Below are 2,529 nucleotides of genomic sequence, written 5' to 3'. Positions count from 1 at the left end.
GTTACGAAATTGCCAAAGAGTACCCAAAAGTTGACTTTGGTGATATGATTATCGACAACATGGCAATGCAGCTTGTAATGCGTCCGCAGCAGTTCGACATTATTGTAACCACCAACCTGTTCGGTGACATCATCTCTGACCTTGCCTCCGGTCTCGTTGGCGGCCTTGGTGTTACGCCGGGCGCAAACATTGGCGAAGATTACGCCGTGTTTGAAGCCGTTCACGGCTCCGCACCCGATATCGCAGGGCTGAATAAAGCCAACCCGACCGCTATTTTGTTCTCCGCCCTGATGATGCTGCGTCACCTTGATATGGATGAGTACTACGAGCGGATCCATGCCGCAACCCTAAAAACCCTGGCTGATACCGAAGTTCGTACAGCCGACCTCGGTGGCAAAGGCTCAACCAAAAGCTTCACCGAAGCCATTTGCCGCAACCTCGACAAATAGGCAGATGCCGCAACAAAAGCATGTCACAAAAAAAGCCTCCGACGGAGGCTTTTTTTGTTTAATTCAGAATGATTTGCCAGGCTATGCTTTTGCTTTCTGCACCGGCTGCGCCCCGGAGGCTTCCTCACCATCAGTCTCAGCCTTCCGCAGAAAGGCAGCGGGAATTTCTACCGACAAAACTGTGCTGAGCTGTTTAATCTCAATGGAAACATTGAACTTTGTTTTTTGCTTCATCCAAACGGCTTCATGCCCCTTAAAGGGCCCATCGGTAATCTCAACTTTGTCGCCTTTTTCGAATTTGATCTCGGTGACTTCGTAGCGCATTTTGTTTTCGACAATTTTCCGGATGAACTCGACCTGCTCATCGGGCACGGCGGAAACCCTGCCGGAGAATTTCACAAAATGAACAGCACCTTCATCAGCAAGTATGCGGCTGAAGTCTGAGGTTACGGTATTGACCAGAATGTAGCCGTTAAACATCGGGCTCTCGATCCACTTTTTGCGGTCGCTCCACACACGAAGCTCTTTTTTGAGCGGGCAGTAGCTGTTATAGCCGGCCTGCCGCAAACGGGCATCGGTTTTCTTCTCGGCGCGCGGCTTTGTTTTCAGGGCATACCATTTTGGTTTTTCATTCCGGGCCGCAATTTCGCGCAGTACGTGCTCGACTTTGGGAATTTTGGAACCTTCCCGAAGAACTATGCCCGATTGCCTGAGCATTGCGGAAGGCGCGCTGTCAGCATGGGAACTCAGATCGGGTTTCCGGGACAGCTCACCGGTTTCTTCATCAGGCTCCCGGCCCTCAGAATCAGGTATCAGCTTCGGAGCAGGGGCTTCATGACCCTTTCGCTGTTCGGTTTCTGAAGCGGCCTCCCGCTCATCGGGACTATCCGTTTGGGCAGGCTTCGCATCCGCCGTATTTTCACGCGCTTGGTCTGCCGTTTGCTTGTTTTGAGGTGCGTTAGCTTGTTCAGTTGTGCTCATAATAATGATAAAATACTGCCGGATTAGGAGCTGTTAAAATAACAAACGGATTAAAGGCGGGAAACCATTAAAGTTGGAATACCGGCAAAGTTTATACCTGCCTGCCGCCCGCAGCTGATGCGCCATCATCCGAATGCAGATTCAGCTGATTCGTGAGTCTTTCAGACCCGGAAGTTGTGATGATGGTCAGATTTTCCTGTTCCCCCCGCCACCATTTTATCTGACAGCTCAGCTAATACAGATTGTGCCACACATTACCCGAACTTGCCGGAAGTACCGGCAAATCAAATGAGTAACCGGCCCTTTGGGAAAACTGATCAGATTGGTGACCTATTATATTGGAGCAAGGAATCAGGTTCAGTGCGGCAAATTACGCAGGCTTAACAGCTGCTCAATTCAGGCCGGAACGGCCTACTGTCAGTTTTAGCCAAATGACTTCTTGGCAGGGTTTTTGCAGTTTGTGAGCAAAAAAAACAAACTCCTAACGCAATGAACAGCAAAGATTTTTATACTATTCTCGGCGTTTCAAAATCTGCCACTGCAGATGAGCTGAAGAAAGCCTATCGCAAGCTTGCTGCGCAGCATCACCCCGATAAACACGGGGGTACCGAGGCTGCAACCAAAAAGTTTGCTGAACTCAGCGATGCCTACGAAGTGCTGAAAGATCCCGAAAAGCGAAAATATTACGACAAGTTCGGCGATCAGTGGAAGCAGTATCAGCAGGCCGGGGTTGACCCCGACAATCCGTTTGCCGGCGGCGGCGGTTTTGGCGGTAACGGCTTCCGCAGCAGCGGCGCTTATGGCGGCAATCCGTTTAGTCAGGGCGGCGGGGCTGATTTCAGCGATATTTTCGAGACCATTTTCTCGCAGGGCGGCTCGCCTTTCGGGGCAGGCTCACAGGCCCGGTCGCAGCAGCGCACAAGGCCTGCCAAAGGTGCAGATCTCAGTGCGGCCGTAAAAATCACGCTCGAAGAAGCCATCAGCGGCACAAGCCGCGATCTGCGGATCGGCAGCGAGACCGTAACGGTGCGCATACCGGCGGGCATCAGACCGGGCACCAAGCTCAAAGTAAAAGGCAAGGGACAGGCAGGGCCTGACG

Annotated in this window: 3 protein-coding genes; 2 read left to right on the top strand and 1 reads right to left on the bottom strand. The window is 51.9% G+C overall.

Annotation, left to right across the window (positions count from 1 at the left end; translation table 11 throughout):
- Positions 1–449, top strand: a 449-nt coding sequence (locus LAT75_RS15605; protein WP_291483775.1) for an isocitrate/isopropylmalate family dehydrogenase, incomplete at its 5' end; no start/stop codon positions are given.
- Positions 450–530: 81 nt separating this feature from the next.
- Here LAT75_RS15605 and LAT75_RS15600 read toward each other — a convergent pair.
- A complete protein-coding gene (locus tag LAT75_RS15600; RefSeq protein WP_291483773.1) occupies positions 531–1,430 on the bottom strand; it encodes a UpxY family transcription antiterminator in 900 nt (299 codons plus the stop codon).
- A 489-nt stretch (positions 1,431–1,919) separates the two neighbouring features.
- Here LAT75_RS15600 and LAT75_RS15595 point away from each other — a divergent pair.
- Positions 1,920–2,529, top strand: a 610-nt coding sequence (locus tag LAT75_RS15595) for a DnaJ domain-containing protein (RefSeq protein WP_291483771.1), incomplete at its 3' end; no start/stop codon positions are given.

The sequence above is a fragment of the Cyclonatronum sp. genome (assembly GCF_022565315.1).
In the GTDB taxonomy this organism is placed as follows: Bacteria; Bacteroidota; Rhodothermia; order Balneolales; family Cyclonatronaceae; genus Cyclonatronum.
Note: the sequence above shows the minus strand (reverse complement) of the source record. Positions and strands in the feature narration are given on the sequence as shown.